Origin of the sequence: Candidatus Enterococcus moelleringii, assembly GCF_017377575.1 — a bacterium.
GTDB classification, from domain to species: Bacteria; Bacillota; Bacilli; order Lactobacillales; family Enterococcaceae; genus Enterococcus_A; species Enterococcus_A moelleringii.
Map to the genome: position 1 here is coordinate 89,892 of NZ_JAFREM010000016.1, position 19,047 is coordinate 108,938.

21 protein-coding genes are annotated in these 19,047 nt (G+C 41.9%); 15 read left to right on the forward strand and 6 right to left on the reverse strand.

Going from position 1 to position 19,047, the window contains the following annotated elements; all coding sequences use genetic code 11:
• Positions 1–12: 12 nt before the first annotated feature.
• From JZO70_RS10450 to dagF, 8 genes are read left to right on the forward strand one after another with little or no spacing between them, the layout of a single operon-like run.
• A complete protein-coding gene (locus tag JZO70_RS10450; RefSeq protein WP_207673510.1) occupies positions 13–360 on the forward strand; it encodes a PRD domain-containing protein in 348 nt (115 codons plus the stop codon).
• Entirely contained in the window at positions 357–713 is a 357-nt protein-coding gene (locus JZO70_RS10455; RefSeq protein ID WP_207673511.1) for a glycine-rich SFCGS family protein, read from the forward strand. Before JZO70_RS10450 ends, JZO70_RS10455 begins: the two co-directional genes overlap by 4 nt.
• Positions 714–729: 16 nt before the next feature.
• Entirely contained in the window at positions 730–1,083 is a 354-nt protein-coding gene (locus JZO70_RS10460) for a DUF4312 family protein (RefSeq protein ID WP_207673512.1), read from the forward strand.
• 14 nt (positions 1,084–1,097) lie between these two features.
• Entirely contained in the window at positions 1,098–1,877 is a 780-nt protein-coding gene (locus JZO70_RS10465; protein ID WP_207673513.1) for a DUF4311 domain-containing protein, read from the forward strand.
• Positions 1,878–1,891: 14 nt separating this feature from the next.
• A complete protein-coding gene (locus tag JZO70_RS10470; RefSeq protein WP_207673514.1) occupies positions 1,892–2,563 on the forward strand; it encodes a DUF4310 family protein in 672 nt (223 codons plus the stop codon).
• A 16-nt stretch (positions 2,564–2,579) separates the two neighbouring features.
• Positions 2,580–3,689, forward strand: a complete 1,110-nt coding sequence (locus JZO70_RS10475) for an amidohydrolase/deacetylase family metallohydrolase (protein ID WP_207673515.1) — start codon at positions 2,580–2,582, stop codon at positions 3,687–3,689.
• Positions 3,673–4,773, forward strand: a complete 1,101-nt coding sequence (locus JZO70_RS10480) for a DgaE family pyridoxal phosphate-dependent ammonia lyase (protein WP_207673516.1) — start codon at positions 3,673–3,675, stop codon at positions 4,771–4,773. The genes JZO70_RS10475 and JZO70_RS10480 overlap by 17 nt, the downstream gene beginning before the upstream one ends.
• 3 nt (positions 4,774–4,776) lie before the next feature.
• Positions 4,777–5,517 (forward strand): 2-dehydro-3-deoxy-phosphogluconate aldolase, encoded by a 741-nt coding sequence (dagF, locus tag JZO70_RS10485; RefSeq protein ID WP_207673517.1) that lies wholly within the window; start codon positions 4,777–4,779, stop codon positions 5,515–5,517.
• A gap of 44 nt (positions 5,518–5,561) precedes the next feature.
• Here the strand turns inward: dagF and phnX are convergent, their stop codons facing one another.
• From phnX to JZO70_RS10515, 6 genes are all read right to left on the reverse strand, one after another.
• On the reverse strand, positions 5,562–6,380 hold the full coding sequence (gene phnX / locus JZO70_RS10490; protein ID WP_207673518.1) for a phosphonoacetaldehyde hydrolase: 819 nt from the start codon (positions 6,378–6,380) through the stop codon (positions 5,562–5,564).
• Positions 6,370–7,464, reverse strand: a complete 1,095-nt coding sequence (phnW, locus tag JZO70_RS10495; protein WP_207673519.1) for a 2-aminoethylphosphonate--pyruvate transaminase — start codon at positions 7,462–7,464, stop codon at positions 6,370–6,372. Before phnW ends, phnX begins: the two co-directional genes overlap by 11 nt.
• 10 nt (positions 7,465–7,474) lie before the next feature.
• The gene (locus JZO70_RS10500; RefSeq protein ID WP_207673520.1) at positions 7,475–8,446 is read right to left on the reverse strand and encodes an extracellular solute-binding protein; all 972 of its coding nucleotides are present in this window, start codon (positions 8,444–8,446) and stop codon (positions 7,475–7,477) included.
• Positions 8,373–10,058: an ABC transporter permease subunit gene (locus JZO70_RS10505; protein WP_207673521.1), complete on the reverse strand. Its 1,686-nt coding sequence runs from the start codon at positions 10,056–10,058 to the stop codon at positions 8,373–8,375. Before JZO70_RS10505 ends, JZO70_RS10500 begins: the two co-directional genes overlap by 74 nt.
• Entirely contained in the window at positions 10,055–10,819 is a 765-nt protein-coding gene (locus JZO70_RS10510; RefSeq protein ID WP_207673522.1) for an ABC transporter ATP-binding protein, read from the reverse strand. The genes JZO70_RS10505 and JZO70_RS10510 overlap by 4 nt, the downstream gene beginning before the upstream one ends.
• Before the next feature lie 369 nt (positions 10,820–11,188).
• A complete protein-coding gene (locus JZO70_RS10515; protein ID WP_207673523.1) occupies positions 11,189–11,665 on the reverse strand; it encodes an arginine repressor in 477 nt (158 codons plus the stop codon).
• Positions 11,666–11,946: 281 nt separating this feature from the next.
• On the opposite strand from JZO70_RS10515, the gene rpsB reads away from it, so the two are divergent.
• The 7 genes from rpsB to rseP all read left to right on the forward strand — a co-directional run bounded on the left by rpsB (position 11,947) and on the right by rseP (position 18,926).
• Entirely contained in the window at positions 11,947–12,744 is a 798-nt protein-coding gene (gene rpsB / locus JZO70_RS10520; RefSeq protein ID WP_207673524.1) for a 30S ribosomal protein S2, read from the forward strand.
• A gap of 80 nt (positions 12,745–12,824) precedes the next feature.
• Positions 12,825–13,706 (forward strand): translation elongation factor Ts, encoded by an 882-nt coding sequence (gene tsf, locus JZO70_RS10525; RefSeq protein WP_207673525.1) that lies wholly within the window; start codon positions 12,825–12,827, stop codon positions 13,704–13,706.
• 129 nt (positions 13,707–13,835) lie between these two features.
• Positions 13,836–14,558 (forward strand): UMP kinase, encoded by a 723-nt coding sequence (pyrH, locus tag JZO70_RS10530; protein WP_207673526.1) that lies wholly within the window; start codon positions 13,836–13,838, stop codon positions 14,556–14,558.
• Between the two features lies 1 nt (position 14,559).
• On the forward strand, positions 14,560–15,117 hold the full coding sequence (gene frr, locus JZO70_RS10535; protein ID WP_207673527.1) for a ribosome recycling factor: 558 nt from the start codon (positions 14,560–14,562) through the stop codon (positions 15,115–15,117).
• 867 nt (positions 15,118–15,984) lie between these two features.
• Positions 15,985–16,785 (forward strand): undecaprenyl pyrophosphate synthase, encoded by an 801-nt coding sequence (gene uppS / locus JZO70_RS10540; protein ID WP_207673528.1) that lies wholly within the window; start codon positions 15,985–15,987, stop codon positions 16,783–16,785.
• Positions 16,782–17,576 (forward strand): phosphatidate cytidylyltransferase, encoded by a 795-nt coding sequence (locus JZO70_RS10545; protein ID WP_207673529.1) that lies wholly within the window; start codon positions 16,782–16,784, stop codon positions 17,574–17,576. Before uppS ends, JZO70_RS10545 begins: the two co-directional genes overlap by 4 nt.
• A 78-nt stretch (positions 17,577–17,654) precedes the next feature.
• Positions 17,655–18,926, forward strand: a complete 1,272-nt coding sequence (rseP, locus tag JZO70_RS10550; RefSeq protein ID WP_207673530.1) for an RIP metalloprotease RseP — start codon at positions 17,655–17,657, stop codon at positions 18,924–18,926.
• Positions 18,927–19,047: the final 121 nt, after the last annotated feature.

Sequence of the window (19,047 nt, forward strand, 5' to 3'; positions counted from 1 at the left end):
AGGAGGCACATGATGCAATTAACAGAAGAAAGTCAAAAAATTTTACAAAGTAATCCTTATACTGAGGAATTGCAGGAAGTTGTTGACTATACAAACCAACTATTACAAGACCGGCAAATTGCACCAACTGATATTCAATGGACGATTTTAATTAACCACTTGAGCGAAATGCTGATGAGAGAACGTGAGGAACGCAGTATTCCTGCGGTTGATCCGGAAATGTTTGCGGAGATCTCTGAAGAAGCTATTGAGATTGCTCAGCTGGTAGTTGATAAAGTAGGCAAGTTACCGAAGGATGAAACATTTGTATTATCGATTCACTTTGAAAGTGCAAAACAAAACGAGGAGGAAACAAAATGATTACAGTAGTTATTGCAGATCGCTTAGGTAAAGGACAAAACGTAGCAAAAGGGGTAGAGGCAGCAGGCGGCAGAGCCGTAGTTGTTCCAGGTATGGGTGCAGACATGCGTTTAGGTGATGTCATGCAGCAAGAAAATGCGGATATGGGCATTTCATTTTGCGGAAGCGGTGGCGCGGGTGCGTTAACAGCGGCAACGAAATATGGTTATTCTGAACGTCACGGTATGCGCTCTGTAGAAGAAGGCGTAACGGCGATTCAAGATGGCAATACCGTTTTAGGATTTGGATTTATGGATCAAGAAGAATTAGGCAAACGATTAACGGAAGCTTATATCAAAAAATACGGGGAATAAAAAAGGAGCAGGTACAGTGAACACGACAGAGAAAAAACTACAAAAAATTATCGTTAGCGGAAAAGGTGAAACAAAAGCAGCAGCTTTTTCTGACGGATTGAGCCAAGTGCAAAAAAAGGTATTAAAAGAGACCTCTGATGTGATTCTGCGGATTGAGCCAAAGTCGGTCGCTGTACTTGCTGCTGAGGAACAACGCTATACTGAACGCTTTCTGTTTTTCTTCTTTCCAAGAGAACGAGTGGATTACGAGGTGAAATTGGAGATCGAAGTGGAGCTGCTAATGATTAACATGGGGGATATACCATTTGAACAAGTTAATCAGGCGGCGCCAGATGCAGTGAGCGTACCATTTTTATCTAAAAAAATGTAAGAGGGTGAGACGAAGTGGAATTTGTTATTATTTTATTGAAATCGTTGATTATCGGCGGCTTGCTGGGCTTCGCTGCAGGTGCAGGGGCTGCTCGAATGTTCCATGCGCCAAGTACGCAGGGGCTAGGAGCGTTCCGGACTTTAGGGGAAATGAATGCTTGTGAAGGGGATCCGGCTTCCCATTTCTCTTTTGGACTAGGCTTCTTCTTTAATGCCTGGGCTTCAGCAGTAGGTGCGGGTGCGTTTACGCAGGATGTTACCCACCGGGTTATTCCTAACTGGGCAACGGCTGCTTTATTAGTCAAAAATAAAAATGTAGAAGAAACAATGCATAACCCTAAAAAAATGGGGATTGCTGGAGCAGTTGTGGGTATGGTTCTAGTGGCGTTCTTAAACACTACCGCCGCAGCGATTCCGGAAGCTTTACAAGTTACAGCGGTAGCCGTATTAGTACCAGCTGCTACAACTTTGATCAATATTGTTATGCCAGTGTTGTTCTGGTTAGCAGCAATTGATGCCGGTAAACGTTCTGGTTTCTGGGGAACTCTATTCGGTGCCTTAGCACAAATGATCATGGGCAATGCCGTACCAGGTGTGGTTCTAGGGATTTTAGTTGGTAAAGGGGTCGATGAACAAGGCTGGACTAAGATTACTAAAATTATCTTAACTGCAGCGATCTTGTTGTTCGTCTTCAGTGGATTCTTCCGTGGATTCGACTTGCAATTATTGGAAAGCTTTAGACTAGATGCACCAAACTGGTTAAATAATTTACACGATGTCTTTACAGTAGAATAGGGGGCTTTTAAAAAATGGAACTTTCAGGATTAACAGAAGAACAAAAAAAGAAAAGCTTTTGGTTTGGTGATTGGGCCTTTCCGATTTTAGTTGGTTTAATGTCTTCGGCTGTTTTTACCGGGACACATATGTATATTCAATATGGTGTGGGAGCCTTTAACGAAGTATCAATTGTTGCGATGTTGAAAGCTGGATTAGATGGTGGTTCATACGGAGCGGCGGCAGCATTTGGTGCCAGCTTCCTATTTGCCCGAATCTTAGAAGGTTCATTAGTTGGGATCTTGGACTTAGGTGGTTCAATTCTAACTGGGCTTGGGATTGGTATTCCGGCGATTTTCTTATCAATGGGCATCGACGCGCCTCTTAAGAGCTTCCCGTTAGCCTTACTTACGGGTGCAGTTTTAGGTCTTTTGGTGGGTGGAATCATTATTTTGATTCGTAAATTCACCATTAATCAGTCTAACTCTACGTTTGGTGCGGACATTATGATGGGGGCTGGGAACCAGTCTGGTCGCTTCTTAGGCCCACTAATTATTTTGAGCGCTGCTTCTGCTTCTATTCCAATCGGGATCGGTTCAACGATTGGCGCAATCATTTTCTACAAATGGAAAAAACCAATCGCCGGTGGTGCCATCTTAGGTGCGATGATTTTAGGCGCATTGTTCCCTGTAACCTTGGAACAATAAGAAAAGGGGAAAAAGAATGTCTGAAGTAGTATTGAAAAACGGTCGTTTGATTACAGGTGAAGCTTGTGAAGTCGTTTTTGCGGATGGCAAAATCACAGAAGTTGCTAAGGTAATTGAAGCCGGCGATCGCCAAGTTGTTGATTTGGCAGGCAATTACTTTTCAGCTGGCTGGATCGACAGCCACGTGCATTGTTACCAAGAAATGAATTTGTACTATGATTATCCAGACCAAATTGGTGTGGATAAAGGGGTAACTACCGTTATCGATGCCGGCACAACTGGTGCTGAAAATATTGGTCGCTTTTATGAATTAGCTAAAGAAGCCAAAACAAATGTCTACGCCTTGTTGAACATTTCTAAATTCGGCATCGTTGAGCAAGATGAGTTAGCTGATTTGACGAAGGTGCAGGCGGATTTGGTGAAACAAGCTTTAGCAGAGCTGCCGGAATTCGTGATTGGGATCAAAGCCCGCATGAGTAAAACGGTGATTGGCAGCAATGGCATTACACCTTTAAATCTGGCAAAAGAGATTCAAGCAGAAAACAAAAACCTACCTTTGATGGTGCATATTGGTTCTGCGCCGCCTGAATTGGAAGAAATCTTAACTGTGATGGGGCCTGGAGATATCTTAACACATTGTTTTAATGGCAAGCCTAACGGTATAATAGACCAATCAACTGGAAAAATTAAAGAATTCGTTTGGCAGGCGTATCGTGATGGAATTTTATTCGATATTGGTCATGGAACTGACAGCTTCAACTTTGATGTTGCGGAGACGGCATTTAAGGCGAACATGTTAGCAAATACCATCAGTACCGATATTTATATTCGCAATCGCACAAATGGTCCGGTTTATGACTTAGCCACTACTTTGGAAAAATTGCACACAGTCGGCTATGAATGGCCTGCGATCGTAGAAAAGATCACGAAAGCGGCAGCTGATCAATATCATTTGTCCCAAAAAGGACAGATCGAAGTCGGCAAAGATGCAGACTTTACGATTTTCAAGATTACTGATGAAGAAAAAGAATTGGTGGATTCAAATGGCAATACCCGTCAAGCGAAGCAGCAAATTATTCCAGTCCAGACAATTATTGGAGGCGTAATGTATGACAATCAGCTATGAGAAGTTTGATCTGAAGAAAGTGATCAATGCTTCTGGGCGCATGACCATTTTAGGTGTTTCAAAGGTTTCAGAATCAGTGATGGCAGCACAGCGCTTCGGCGGCGAACATTTTTTTGAAATGAGTGAGCTGGCGGTTCAAACTGGCAAATATTTGGCGGACTTGTTGAAGGTGGAGGATGCGCAAGTCGTATCTTCTGCTTCGGCTGGGATTGCTCAATCCGTAGCAGGTATGATCGGTCGCGGAGATATGTATCATGTGTATCATCCGTATACTGATCGTGGGGAAAAAAGAGAGATTGTTTTGCCTAAGGGACACAATGTTGACTATGGTACGCCAGTGGAAACTATGATCGCTTTAGGTGGCGGTCAATTAGTAGAAGCAGGGTATGCCAACATGTGCTCGCCGGAACATCTGGAAATGACGATCACGGAAAACACTGCGGCAATTCTTTACATTAAGAGTCACCATACCGTTCAAAAAAGTATGCTGACAGTGGAAGAGGCTGCGGAGGTTGCTGGACGTCATCAATTACCTTTGATCGTTGATGCTGCAGCGGAAGAAGATTTGTTCCGTTACACCGAAGCGGGAGCTGATTTAGTCATTTATTCTGGTGCCAAGGCGATTGAAGGCCCAAGTGCTGGTTTAGTGATTGGCAAAAAGGAATATGTCGAGTGGGTTAGACTGCAAAGCAAAGGAATTGGCCGGGCCATGAAAATCGGCAAAGACAACATCTTGGGCTTTACACAAGCGGTGGAAGACTATTTGACCAATGGTAGTGAATCGGGCGAATCGATGCAAAAACGGATGGTTCCGTTTATTGAAGCAGTCAACCAGATTTCTGACTTGAAAGCGACCGTTGTTCAAGACGGAGCCGGCCGCGATATCTACCGTGCCAGCATCAAAGTCTCAGGAGACAAAACTGCCAAACAAGTAATCGAAGCCTTAAAATCCGCTGATCCAGCGGTTTATACTCGCGAGTATCAGGCGAATAACGGGATTATCGAATTTGATGTACGGTCTGTTAATCAAGAAGAGATGGAAATCATCGCAGACCGACTAAAACAAATTATGGAAGAGGAATAAAAAATGTCATTAACTCCAAATTATTTAGAAGATCGTATTTGCTTAAATGTATTGGCAAATTCTGTTGAAAATGCTGAAGCTTGTTATGAAGCTGCCGAAGGACACGTGGTACTAGGTGTGCTGTCTAAGAATTACGATAGCGATGAAGCAGCAATTGAAGATATGAAAAAATATCAAGCAGCAACTAACAATGCTTTATCTGTCGGTTTAGGTGCTGGTGATCCAAACCAGAGTCAAATGGTTTCCCGGATTTCGGCAAAATTGCAGCCGCAGCACGTGAACCAAGTATTCACTGGCGTAGGAACTTCTCGGGCGCTTCTAGGTCAAAGTGATACCGTCATTAACGGTTTAGTTTCACCGACTGGCAAGGTGGGCTACGTGAATGTTGCTACCGGTCCTTTAAGTTCGCAAGCACCAAGCGGTGAAGTACCGATCGAAACAGCGATTCAATTGTTAAAGGATATGGGAGGCAGCTCAATTAAATACTTCCCAATGAAAGGCTTGGCTCATAAAGAAGAATATCAAGCGGTTGCGAAAGCTTGCGCCGAAAATGACTTCTACTTGGAACCAACTGGCGGTATTGATTTAAGCAACTTTGAAGAAATTGTTCAAATTGCGGTGGATGCCGGCGTGAAAAAAATCATTCCTCATGTCTACAGCTCAATTATCGACAAAGAAACTGGCGATACGAAACCAGAAGACGTGAAGACGTTGCTGGACATGATGAAAAAGACCTTGAAATAAAACTAAGACCCGCGCTTCTTTTAAAGAGAAGTGCGGGTCTTTTCTTATGCGTTGATTTGTGGAAAATTACTGGTATGTTTGGTTAACTCTTTGCCGTGAATAAAGTAATCCAGCAGCTCTGTTAAGTTTAAAATGCATAAGTCTGCTCCGGCTTCGTAAAAGCGGCGGGTCACTTTTTCGATCAGCTGCTCTTTGTTGATTGTGGACAAAGCGTTGTATTCTGCTAAAGACAAGCCTACTTCTGAACTTCCTTCTACTACGCCGATCGTGAAGACTCCGGCGTTCTTTCCCTCTAAAATATCTGATACCGTGTCACCTACCTTAACAACCTCGGAAACAGACGTGTTTTTGAAGTGTTTCATGTTTTGATAAATCATGTAAGGGTAAGGTCGTCCTAAGTTACCAACAGTATCTGGTGTAACAAAATAATCTGGTACATAGCCGGCTTCTTTAGCCACACTGGTAACGACTTCCATCATTTCACTAGTATAGCCAGTTGTTGAGCCGATTTTGAATCCTTTTGCTTGAAGCTGACTAACTACCTCGGCAGTATCAGGTTTCAGTGTTGAATTTTCCGCCAGTTTTTCGAATAATAAAGCTTCGAAGCGTTCATAAAGTGCATCGATGTCGCTTGCTTGTGAGGGTTGGCCAAATGCTGCCAACCATTGTTCTTGAACAGAAGGAAGTTCTAATAAAATCGCGATGTGGTCGCGTTTTAGTCGGCCCATTGGTTCACGAATTTCATCAAAGGTTAGCTCGATGCCTTTCTCTGCAAAAGCATTTTTAAAAGCCATCACTGGTGCCATACAACCGTAATCAACGGTTGTTCCGGCCCAGTCAAAAATAATTGTTTTAATTGACATATGCTACCTCCGAATATTTTTCAATGATTTCTGCTAAGCGGTGAATATCTTCTGGATAGATTTCACCAATGTTGCCGATCCGGAAGCAATCGCGGGCGCTGATTTTTCCGGGATAAATGACAAACCCATTGTGTTTTAAATGATAATAAAAATTGTTGAAGCTGAAGGGCCGATCCTTCAGGTACAAGAAAGAAGTAATGAATGGGCCCTGATTTTTTTCGATGAAAGTTTCGTAGCCTAATTCCTCCATTTTTTGCCGTAAAAGATGGTTATTAGTTAAGTAGCGCAAATAGCGCTGCTCGATCCCGCCTTCTAATTCCAATTCCTTCAAGGCCTGCAAGAAGGCTAAAACAGTATGAGTCGGCGAGGTGAAGCGCCATTTGCCGTCTTTTTCCATCACTTGGTATTGATCATACAAATCTAATGACAAAGTTCGGGCATGGCCTTTACGCTTCTCCAGCTCATCTCGTTTAGCAATGATAAAGGAAAAGCCGGGAACCCCTTGGATACATTTGTTGGAGCTGGATACTAAGAAGTCGATATTCAACTCTGCTACATTCATGGGAATGCCGCCAAAGCTGGACATGGCATCAACGATAAAGAGCAGTTCATTGGCTTTCGCCAGAGCTGAGATTTCAGTCAGATCATTCAGAATGCCGGAGGTTGTTTCGCTGTGAACCATGGCAATGGCCGAAATTGTTGGCTGATCATTTAGCAGCTGCTGAACCTTGGCTGCTTTAGGAATTTCATTTTCCGGCACTTCATAAACAGTATGGGTCAGGCCATGACGTTGGCACATCTCCACCATTCGCTTGCCGTAAGCGCCGTTTGCACAGACTAGTAAGTGATCCTCTGGTGTAATCATGGAGCTTAAGACAGATTCCACCCCGAAAGAGCCGCTTCCTTGCATGAGTACGGTTGTATAGTCTTCTTCTGATACCTCCGCCAAGGAAAGCAAGCGTTGGCGGATTTCTTGCGTGATTTCTTTATAATCTTGATCCCAGGTACATTGATCGGTCATCATCGCTTTTTTTACCGTTGTCGTAGTGGTCAAGGGACCTGGGGTTAATAGTTTGTATCTCATGTTACGCCTCTCAGTCTACCAATTTTTGGTGTTGTTCTAATAATTCTGCGGTTAATTCTTCTGGGAAGATCTTTTGATTTTGGGCTACTTGCACACTGTCCGCTTCTTCGCCGTCGTAAATAGGGCTAGGGTAGATGGCTAAAAGATCTTTCCGGCCATTTTCCATGATCGTGTTCAGCATTTTTTCTGCTTCAGGATTGGTATCTTCGCCTTTATCAATGACTGCCAATGATTCAGTTAAGGTATAAGTACCTTCCGCTGGTTCGATGAACTCAATTGGCAGGTCTTCGTTTTTGTCTTTGACTGCCTGATGCCGTAAACCAAAGCCAAGAGCTACTTCGCCTAAACGGACTTTTTTAATTGGACCTGATCCTGAGCTTTCCAGGTGGTCACCGGTATTTTTGTAAATATCGGCCAAAATTGTTTTAGCTTTATCCTCACCGTAGTTGTCGATTAAGGCTTGGAACAGTAACCAGGCAGTCGAGGACTGCTTAATATCAGAAATGGACAAGACACCTTCATATTGGGGATCAGCTAAATCCTTCAAGCTTTCAGGAACCGGTAAATCTAGTTCTTTCATCATGTCAGTATTGTAGAAAATCGTTCCCTCTTGGACTGTAAATGGCGCAGCATAAGCCGGGATTTTGGATAATGGGTCAACTGTCAATTCCAAGTCTTTAAACATCGGCTCTTTTTGTTGGGCGCTAGATAGGTAGAAGGTACTCATGGTCACCAAATCGGCTTCGATGTTTGTGCCTTCAGCTAGTAATTTCCCACCCAGCTCGGAGGTTCCAAAAGATTGCAGGGTATATTTGCCTTCATAGCCGTTTTCATCTAAAACATTTTGGATAACTTCCATCGGCTCCTCGTCAGCATTGGTGTAGATGATGACTTTTTCGTCCGCGGCACTACCGCTGCTGCAGGCGCCGAATAATAGGGTTAAGGCTGTGCATCCCAGTAAAGCGAGTATTTTCTTTTTCATTTGTTAGTCTCCTTTTAATTAAGTGGGTAATCAGCTGCATGACCAAGTTGATCAATAGTAAAAATAGGGAAAGCATGAATATATCGTTAAACCGGCCAAAATGCTGAAGCTCTTTTAATTTGGCGGTAATAACCATGGTATTGGCGCTGGTTAGGAAAACTACGGCGCTGATGGTAACCATTGAGTTGAAAAAATAGTAAGAAAACATATCGACAATGGTCACTTTGGAATTGGGGATCAGGATGCGCCAAACGGTCGCAATCCAGCGATCACCCATTAATTTGGCGGTGTTCTCCCAATTCAAATTCATTTTCTGCAGGGCTTCTTTCGCCATTTGGTATGGTGTGGCAAAATAGTGAACCACAGTTACAATCACTAAAATCATCAAGGTATTATGCAACCCAGTGCTAGTAAATATCAACAGGTAAGCCACGCCTAAAACCATTCCCGGGATTGAATTAGTAATGGTAGAAACACTATCGATCAGTTGATTCACTTTATACACCTTACGCTCCCGGGAAGTCATAATAGCGGCAAAGTAAGCAAAAATCGTTCCCACTAGGGCAGTCAACAAAGCCATTAACAGCGAATTCTTCAAGGTCATCAGCAAACTGTCATCCTGCAGGAAGGTGGTAAAGTTTTGCAGAGTGGGTTGCAAATTAAAGGGCCAGTTGGTTAAGAAAGGAATAACCAATAGGACTAGAAAGACCCCAAGGATAAAACCAGAAGTCAAAATGAATAAGCAGCGAAAGGCCCAGTCGCGAACCGAGTTATTCTTTAATAGTAGGTTTTGTGGTTTTTCGTAACGAACCACTTTTTTCTGCAAATAATTTAAGACTAAAATGCTAATGATGGAAGGCAGCAGCATCGTCAAAGCAACTACTGAACCGTATTGGAAATCAGGAATAGTTCCCATGAATCCATCGTAGAGCAGTGTCGTAATAAAAGGCGTCTGTCCACCCACTGCGCTGGGAATCCCAAAATCAGTGAAGGACATGAAGAAACCTTGTAAAAAAGCTACCGCCAATACCCGATAAAGGGGGCTGATAATCGTTCGATACAAAGACTGCCACCAGGAATCTCCCATTAAACGGGAAACAACAAACAAGCGATTATCCAAATAGTTCATAGAATTATTGATCAAAATAAAAATTGGCGGCAAGGTATAAATGATGAAGCCTAACAGAATGCCAATCTTGCCGTAAATGTTGAACCATTCCTGTTGCAGCATCCGCGTCCAAAGCCCTTGTTTACCGAAAGCGTAAATTAGTACGAAACCGTACGTAATGGTAGGCAAAAGCATCGGGAATTGTAAGATGCCGGTATTCACTTTTAAAAACCGTGGGCCAAGATTGGTAAAATTATTGCCGTAAGCTAGGAAAAAACCCAATAAAGTTGAACAGCTGGCGGCAATCAGCGAAAATTTTAAACTGTTGAGAAATGAGATTTGCCATTTTTGATCCAGCACCTGCAATACGTTGCTGGCAAATCCGCCATTTTCCACCGTTAAAGCAGTAAGCAGTACTTTGCCGATAGGCAGCGCCAGGAATAAGGCGAAAAAGAGTAGGATCGTCCAACTGGTTACCCGCTTTAGCGTTAGTACGTCTCTCATATTTCCACTTGCCTCAGGGCTTGTTGGAAAATTTGCTGGATGTTTTGCTGCTTAATCGCCAATTGGTTAATGATAAACTCTTGAACAAAATGGCAAGAAGCTTGGGTCATGATCTCAACCGGTGAACTGCACTGAGCAATTTTTCCATTATCCAAAACGACAATTTTGTCTGACATGGTTAGGGCCTCTTCCGGATCATGAGTCACGATGATAATCGTTAATGACAGCTTTTGAGCAATTTCTTGGATTTTCGCTTTAATCGATTCTTTAATTACTCCGTCCAAGGCACTTAATGGTTCATCTAACAGCAGCAGCTCCGGCTTCATTACCAGCGTACGACCTAAAGCTACCCGCTGTTTTTGTCCGCCGGATAATTGATGGATTGGTCTGTCCAAATGGGCTTCCAGATTTAGCAGATGAATCAGCTCCTGGACTTCTTCATCAGTAGAACAGTTTTTATTGTTCTTCAGGCCATAGGTTAAGTTTTGATACGCGGTCAAATTAGGGAACAGTGCGTAATCTTGAAACACAATATTGAAGGGTCGTTTTTCCATAGGAGTGCGGGTGATGTCTTTTTCCCTGAAATAAATGGTTCCTTCACTGGCTTCTTCTAGGCCTAAGATAATATTTAGCAAAGTCGTTTTTCCTGATCCCGACTGTCCTAAGATGGAAACAATCTCGCCGGTTTGGATTTCCAAACTAACATCTTCTAAAACAGTTGTTTGATTGAAATTCTTTGAGATATTTTCTAGCTTTAGCATGCTGATTCGCTCCTTTTACTGTAATAATTATTTTCCTGTTGATTGAAGTATAGCGAAGCTTTGTAAAGGTATGACCAAGGTTGTGAAAAGATAAAATAAAGTTTGTTATGGTTGTGTAAATAATGTTAAGGATTATTTTAGTATAAGTGGAAGGCTGAAAAGGATTAGCAGAGCAAAAATAAGTGAGGAGCTAAAAAATGCGGCAAAATTATCTATTTAGTATAGGAATAAACGTTCGGATAGAGGGGATAAAAAAGTAAGTAAAGCAAATGTCTGTTAAAGCAAGGCTAGTTTCATCAGAAAAACAAGCCATGAATTTAGTAACGAAAAAAAGCTGTGAAACTTCCATCGAAGTTCACAGCTTACTATTTAGATAATCGTGTTTGAATGAGGGTCTTTCAAGTAGGCTTCGACTAGCTGAGCATCTTCATCCGTTCTTGAGATGATGATAATGGTATCGAAGCTGGCCATAGTTGCCACAATTGATTGGAAGGATAAGTCATCCAATACAGCAGCAAAGAGATTCGCATTGTCTGGCAGGGTTTGGATGACGGTCATAAACTGAACCCGTTCTACCTTGACAATGACTTCTTCGATCATGCGAACCAAACGTTTTGCATCTTCATCATCGGAAGGCTGGTTAGGCTCGTGGAACAACTCAAAGCGGGGGCTGCCATCTTCATCGATGGTTTTGACAATTTTTAAATCTCGAATATCGCGAGAAATCGTTGCTTGAGTGGCAGTAACGCCTTGTTCTTCTAAATAAGTCATTAACTCGCTTTGGTTGCGAATTGAATGGTTGGCTATGATTTGTTTGATTAATTCGTGCCGATCTTTTTTGCGCATAAAAATTCTCCTAATCGATTTTTATGCAATAATTATAACAGATATAGGGGGATTTAGCAGGTTGATTCAATAAATATTAATCAGATTCTTTTCCTAGGTAAAGTGGAGAAAAATCATTGCTTTCTTTTAGGTCCTCCTGTATAATTACTAATTGTGTGTGGGCGACCACAGACAAATCCACATTCTAATCCCATTAGTTGCGGGGTGCTTCATTGGAAGTCTGCTGCTGAGTTTAAAGGGTTAGGAGAGGGAACAAAAAAACCAAATTGGAGGAAACAAACATGTCAGTATTGTCTATGAAACAATTACTAGAAGCCGGCGTACATTTCGGTCACCAAACTCGTCGCTGGAACCCAAAAATGAAGAAATACATCTTCACAGAAAGAAACGGTATCTACATCATTGATTTGCAAAAAACAGTGAAATTAGTAGACGTTGCTTACGATTACATGAAAAATGTTGCTGAAGACGGCGGCGTTGCATTGTTCGTAGGTACTAAAAAACAAGCACAAGATGCAATTAAAGAAGAAGCAACTCGCGCTGGTCAATTTTACGTTAACCACCGTTGGTTAGGCGGAACTTTGACTAACTGGGATACAATCCAAAAACGTATTGCACGTCTGAAAAGCATCAACGCTATGGAAGCTGACGGAACTTTCGAAGTCCTTCCTAAAAAAGAAGTTGTTGGTTTGAACAAAGAACGTGAACGTTTAGAAAAATTCTTAGGCGGTATCGCTGATATGCCTAGAATTCCAGATGTAATGTACATCGTGGACCCTCGTAAAGAACGTATTGCTGTTCAAGAAGCACATAAATTAAACATTCCAATCGTAGCTATGGTTGATACAAACTGCGATCCTGATGAAATCGACGTAGTAATCCCTTCAAATGACGATGCTATCCGTGCCGTGAAATTAATCACTGCTAAAATGGCTGACGCATTCATCGAAGGAAACCAAGGTGAAGACCAAGTAGCTGAAGACGACTTCGTAACTGAAGATGGCGGACAAGCAACTTCAATCGAAGAAATCGTTGATGTTGTAGAAGGCGGCAACGCTTCTACTGAATCAGCAGAATAATTTCGTAGCTTAAGCTGCTTCAAAGAGAATATATGCCTTTGAAGCAGCTTTTTTAAAAAATTTGAGGAGGCCCATAAAGAATGGCACAGGTAACAGCTAAATTAGTAAAAGAACTGCGCGACATGACTGGCGTAGGTATGATGGATGCGAAAAGAGCATTAGTAGAAGTAGAAGGCGACATTGAAAAAGCTGTTGATCTTTTACGTGAAAAAGGTATGGCTAAGGCTGCTAAGAAAAACGACCGTATCGCTGCTGAAGGTTTAGCTTCAGTTGCAATCAGCGGAAACACTGCAGCAATCGTTGAAGTAAACTCAGAAACTGACTTTGTTTCTAAAAACGAAATGTTCCAAAACCTAGTAAAAGAAATCGCTACTTTAGTTGCTGAACACAAACCTGCTGACATGGATGCAGCTATGGAAATCAAAACTTCAAAAGGCACAATTGCTGAAGAATTGGTTGAAGCAACACAAGTTATCGGTGAAAAAATCAGCTTCCGTCGTTTCAAAGTATTGGAAAAAGGCGACAATGCTGCATTTGGCGGATACTTGCATATGGGCGGACGTATCGCTGTATTGACTCTTTTAGAAGGCACAACTGAAGAAGAAGTAGCTAAAGACGTTGCAATGCACGTTGCTGCTATCAACCCTCGTTATGTAAATGAGTCTCAAATTCCTCAAGAAGAATTAGAACATGAAAGAACTGTTCTAACTGAACAAGCTTTAAACGAAGGCAAACCTGAAAAAATCGTTGCTAAAATGGTTGAAGGCCGCCTAAATAAATTCAAAGCAGAAATTGCTTTAGTTGACCAACCATTCGTTAAAGATCCTGATATGACCGTTGAAAAATACGTTTCTTCAAAAGGCGCTACTGTTGAAGGATTCGTACGTTTCGAAGTCGGCGAAGGTATCGAAAAACGTGAAGATAACTTTGTTGAAGAAGTTATGAACCAAGTGAAAAAATAATTCTGTTTTTTAACAGTCGGGAACGCATGTCAGATGCGCTCCCTTTTTTTAAGCAAATCCAGATAAAAATAGCTTCATACTAAGCAGAATATGCTAAAATAGCTATATAGTGACAGTGGGGGAATCGAAATGAAAGAACCAAAATACAAACGAGTAGTACTTAAATTGAGCGGGGAAGCATTAGCCGGAGAAGAGAAGTTTGGCATTAACCCGCCAGTTATTCAAGACATTGTTGAAGAAATCAAAGAAGTACATGAATTAGGGATCGAAATGGCAATCATCGTCGGCGGCGGCAACATCTGGCGCGGACAAATCGGTGCACAAATGGGCATGGAGCGGGCGCAAGCTGACTACATGGGCATGCTGGCTACTGTGATGAATGCTTTGGCATTGCAAGATGCTTTAGAAAACATCGAGGTACCGACTCGTGTACAAACATCCATCGAAATGCGCCAAATTGCGGAGCCTTATATTCGCCGCAAAGCAGAGCGTCATTTGGAAAAAGGCCGTATCGTAATTTTTGCCGGTGGCACAGGGAATCCATACTTCTCAACTGACACTACAGCAGCATTACGGGCAGCTGAAATTAATGCCGATGTTATTTTGATGGCGAAAAACAATGTTGATGGCGTGTACTCTGCCGATCCTAAATTGGATCAAAATGCAATTAAGTTCGACGAATTGACGCATTTGGATGTAATCTCTAAAGGATTACAAGTAATGGATTCAACCGCAAGTTCACTAAGTATGGACAATGATATTCCGCTAGTTGTCTTCAATTTAAACGAACAAGGAAATATTAAACGCGTTGTTTTAGGTGAAAACATTGGAACAACCGTGAGGGGGAAATAACATGGCAGATACAGTAATGAACGAAGCAAAACAAAAAATGAAAAAAGCTGAAGATGCTTTACAGCGTCAACTTGGCCAAATTCGTGCTGGACGGGCGAATGCCAGCTTGTTGGATCGTATCACCGTAAATTATTATGGTGCGCCAACTCCAGTTAACCAATTAGCTTCTATCACAGTACCAGAAGCACGGGTATTAATGATCACACCTTTTGATAAAAGCACGATTGAAGATGTAGAAAAAGCGATCTTAGCTAGTGATATCGGCTTGAACCCAGCCAATGACGGCAATGTGATTCGCTTGGTAATTCCGCAATTGACAGAAGAACGTCGTAAGGAATTAGCTAAAGAAGTGAAAAAAGAAGCTGAAGGCGCTAAAGTTGTTGTACGTAATGTACGTCGTGATGCAATGGACGACTACAAAAAACAACAAAAAAATGGCGACATCACTGAAGATGATCTACGCAACATGGAAAAAGAAATCCAACAATTAACTGACAACAGCGTCAAAGAAATCGACAAAATTGTCAGCGAAAAAGAAAAAGAACTATTAGACGTTTAAACTGAAGACAAGACAGCTGTCGTATTTTTTTACGGCAGCTGTCTTTTTGTCACTCCTACTTTTCGCAGTTTATAAAGACAGAAGACAATCCCCATTATTCCGACTACAAAATAGTAAGAAATGTCTAGTAGGATGATATGCGTACGACGGTCAGACTGATTTTTCGTGTTCTTTGAAAAATCAATCCATTAAGACGAGTTAGCTGCCATTCATGCTTTTCGCAGTTTATAAAGATAGAAGAAAAGATAATATTTAATCCTCTACAAGTAGACACGAGAAGTTTAGCATGATGGTATGCGCGCGAAAATAAAACTGATTTTTCCCGGTCTTGGAAAAATCAATTCATTAAGACGAGTTAGCTGCCAGTTCCACTTTTCGCAGTGTATATAGTGAGGAAAGTTTTAACAAATAATCAGTTAACTATGATTCGTGCTGTCTAGTGGAATGGTAAGCGTATGACGATCAGACTAATTTTTCCCGGTCTTGGAAAAATGAATTCATTGAAAAGGGCTAGCTGTCAGACGTACTTCTCAGTAATTGATGATTTTATCTCTACATAAAAGACACCTCAGTTTTGCGCAACGGTATCATACGAAAATCAATTCCTTATACTTTTCATCAGCTAAAATAAGTAAAAAGATCATAGGCAATTTGTTTAAAATTTGCAAATTGTATCAACTGAAATGTTTGAAAAAAGCTAAATACCTACAGTTATCCATAGGCAATTACTAGGATTATTGCTATAATGGCATTTGAGTTGCCAGTCTGGCTTGCTATTTGATGTTAATTAATCTAGTTAGCGGCAGGGAATCTGGCAAAAATTCGTTTTGATAAAATAGGAACCTGATTAATTGAGGAGGAAAATTAATGGTATTACGTTTTTTTCCACAAAAAGAGAAATATACACCGGAAGAAAGTCAGCTGACTTTTGATACAGAGGGTGCTATTCCTAAACATGTGGCAATTATTATGGACGGCAACGGACGCTGGGCGCAAAACAGACGGCTTCCGCGCGTGGCTGGACATAAAGAAGGTATGGAAACGGTAAAAAAAATCACTAAGTATGCTAATAAACTTGGTATCAAAGTATTGACCTTGTATGCTTTTTCGACTGAGAATTGGAAACGGCCGGAAGATGAAGTGAAATTCCTGATGCAGCTGCCGGTGGATTTTTTTGATACTTTTGTTCCTGAATTGATTGAAGAGAATGTTCAAGTGAAGGTGATGGGCTATGAGCAATATCTGCCGGCTCATACCCAAGATGCGGTGAAGCGGGCGATTGAGCAAACTGCAGCTAACGATGGCTTGGTGTTGAACTTTGCGTTGAACTACGGCAGTCGGGCGGAAATCGTCAGTGCGGTTCAAGACATTGCTAAAGAAGTGAAGGATCAAGAGCTGGAGCCTGAGGATATTAATGAAGAAATGATTTCCAGCCATTTGATGACCGGCTTTTTGCCTAAGGAGCTGCGAGATCCTGAATTGGTGATTCGGACCAGTGGAGAAGAGCGGATTAGTAATTTCCTATTGTGGCAATTAGCCTACAGCGAGTTATTCTTTACTAAAGCCTTATGGCCTGATTTCGATGGCGCCCATTTAGAAACAGCCATTGCCTCTTTCCAAAGTCGTAATCGCCGATTTGGCGGATTGAACAAGGAGGACAAAAAATGAGACAACGAGTAATTACGGCAGCGGTGGCTTTAGCCATCTTCTTGCCGATTTTATATGTAGGCGGGATCGCGATTGAACTAGCGGCGGCAGCTTTAGCCGGTGTTGGAGTGTATGAGCTGTTCCGTATGAAAGGTCTAGCAATTTTAAGCTTTGAAGGAGTTCTTTCTATTTTAGGAGCAGTCTTCCTGGTGCTGCCGGCTGAACGCTGGTTCCCTTTTTTAAATGAAGCTTCAGGCAATTTTTTATTGTTTTATTTGACAGTGATGATCATTTTAGGCTTTTCGGTGGTATCTAAGAATACTTACACGATTGATGAAGCAGGCTTTCCAGTAATTGCCAGTTTGTATGCTGGTGTGGGCTTCCAAAATTTAGTGGTTGCTCGTTCTGAAGGAATGGCTATGATTATTTTTGCTTTCTTTATTGTCTGGTCCACTGATATTGGGGCTTACATGGTAGGTCGCAAGTTTGGGAAACGCAAACTGTGGCCAGAAATTTCTCCTAACAAGACGATTGAAGGTGCTTTAGGGGGAATTGCCAGTGCTTTAGTCGTGGCGTTGGTATTCTTGATTGTTCAGCCTAATTTGACGCAACATAATATAGTAGTGATGCTGTTGTTTACCATTATCTTTTCGGTGGTGGGACAATTTGGCGATTTGGTGGAATCTGCCATCAAACGTCATTTCGATGTGAAGGACTCAGGTACTATTTTACCTGGTCACGGCGGGATTTTGGATCGCTTTGACAGTATGCTTTTTGTCTTTCCAATGATGCATTTATTAGGTGTTTTTTAAAAAGCTCGCTTCCAGAGCTTTTTTTCGTAATAATTATGCTACACTAATTCTAAGAAAAAGCTAAAGGCAGGTAAGCTCATGCGCACAATCATTACATTTTTAATTGTTTTTGGGGTATTAGTTATCGTTCACGAATTTGGCCATTTTTTCTTTGCCAAACGGTCCGGTATTTTAGTTAGAGAATTTGCCATTGGGATGGGGCCCAAGGTCTACGCCCATATGGGAAAAGACGGGACCACCTATACCTTGCGCTTGCTGCCGATTGGCGGGTACGTGCGGATGGCTGGGTTGGAAGATGAAGAAACTGAATTAAGTCCGGGAATGCCGATGTCATTGGAATTAGATGGGCAGGGGCAGGTTCAGCGGATTAACGTTAGTAAAAAGGTTCAGTTGCCTAATAGTATTCCTTTAGAGCTGATCGCCGCTGATTTAGTGGATGATCTGACAATCAAGGGATATGAAAACGGCGATGAAAGTCGCGAAGTCGTTTATACAGTGAACCATGATGCGACAGTAATTGAAGACAACGGTACAGAAGTACGAATTGCGCCGCGGGATGTTCAATTCCAGTCAGCGAAGATTGGTGCCCGGATGTTAACTAACTTTGCCGGTCCATTGAATAACTTTATTTTAACAGTTGTTTTGTTTATTGTTTTGGCTTTCATGCAAGGCGGGGTTCCAGTTCTCGATACCAATCAAATTGGTACGGTGCAGCCAGGCGGTCCAGCTGCAGAAGCAGGGATTAAGGACAATGCTCGTATTTTAGCAATTGACGACAAAGAGATTTCTGATTGGAATGATCTGACAGCGGAAATCCAAGCCAATCCTGGTAAAGAAGTAACCATGCGGATTGCTGAAGATGGCAAAGAAAAGACAGTCAAACTAACACCAGAGACTTCTGAGAACGGCGGCCAAAAGATTGGAATGATCGGTATCAGCCAGTATATGACGAAGACTAGCTTTATGGATAAAGTTGTTGGTGGCTTTACTCAGGCTTGGGATTTGGTAATAGAAATCTTTAAGGCTTTAGGTTCGTTATTCACTGGTTTCAGCTTAAACAAATTAGGCGGACCGGTAATGATGTATGAAATGTCTTCTCAGGCGGCTAGTCAAGGGATTCGTACCGTCATTTATTTGATGGCCTTTCTGTCAGTCAACCTAGGAATTGTCAATCTGTTGCCGATTCCGGCTTTCGATGGTGGGAAGATTCTATTGAACATTATTGAAGCGTTACGGGGCAAACCAATGGACCCAGAAAAAGAAGGCATGATTACGATGGCCGGCTTTGTGTTCATTATGGTATTGATGATTCTAGTGACGTGGAACGATATCTCACGATTCTTCTTTTAACAAACAGTAAACTCGCTTCGGCGGGTTTTTTATTTGCCGGATTTTCGACTTCAGGCAAATTTTTTACTGAAAAAGCAAAAAAGGTCGTTTCAAGAGGCGGTTGCTTTGAAATCGGCTCGTG